The 777-nt window shown below is 78.6% G+C and carries 1 protein-coding gene and 1 pseudogene; both read right to left on the reverse strand.

What is annotated here, in order from left to right; genetic code table 11:
- Window positions 1–262: pseudogene (locus tag FK498_RS18905) on the reverse strand (hypothetical protein); the annotation flags it as partial.
- The coding region (locus tag FK498_RS18910; RefSeq protein ID WP_237561027.1) for a uroporphyrinogen-III synthase at window positions 259–777 on the reverse strand (519 nt) is incomplete at its 5' end. The gene FK498_RS18910 and the pseudogene FK498_RS18905, both read right to left, overlap by 4 nt.

A 777-nucleotide genomic window follows, 5' to 3' on the forward strand; every position in this document is an offset into this window, starting at 1 on the left:
CCGGGCGGGCGCCGCCTAATTGGCGGATGCGCGGGCCCGCCGCGGCGGCGGGGCCGGCGCGGGTTTTGTCGGCCCAGCCGCTGGGGCGCGGCGGCGGCGCGGGCGGCGGCATGCTCGGGGCGGGCGTCGCGCCGGCGGCCTCGGCCTTGCCGGACGGCGCCGCCGCCTCGGCACGTGCCTCCCTGCCCTTGGCCGAAGGGGAGTCCTTGCCGGGACCGGGCTGCTTCGGCGCCTCCGCGGGCGTCTTCGGCTCGTCGCTCATCTGCACCTCTCCCCTCTGCGGCCGCGTCTCCCGCCGGCGGACAGCAGGGCGAGCAGGCTGTCCTGGTCGGGCCGCGCCGCCACGCGCACCGCACCGAACGCGAGATCCCCGAGCGCGACGGCCGCCGCCTCACTGATCGTGAGCGCCGTGACTCCCCCGAGCATCCGGGCCACGGGCCCGCGACGCACGATCCTAGCGAAGGTCCGCGCGGCGGAGGCGGAGAAAAACACCACCGAACCGACCCCGCCCCGGGCGAACGCCGCCCGCGCCCGTTCGGGCAGTCCGGCGGCCGGGGTGGCGGCGTAGACGATGCGGCGCAGCACCGCGAAGCCGCGGGCACGCAGGTCGGCCGCGAGCCTCAGCCCCTCGCCCGCGCGCGTCGGCAGGAGCAGCGGGCCCGAACGCGAGTCGAGCAGGCGCGCGGCGAGTGCGGCGAGGTCGCGCGCTTCGACGGCGCGCCCTCGGCCGCACGGCTTCTGGGCGCAGGCCATCTCGCCTTCACGGTCGATCAGGGG

The sequence above is a fragment of the Elioraea sp. Yellowstone genome (genome assembly GCF_006704265.1).
In the GTDB taxonomy this organism is placed as follows: domain Bacteria; phylum Pseudomonadota; class Alphaproteobacteria; order Acetobacterales; family Acetobacteraceae; genus Elioraea.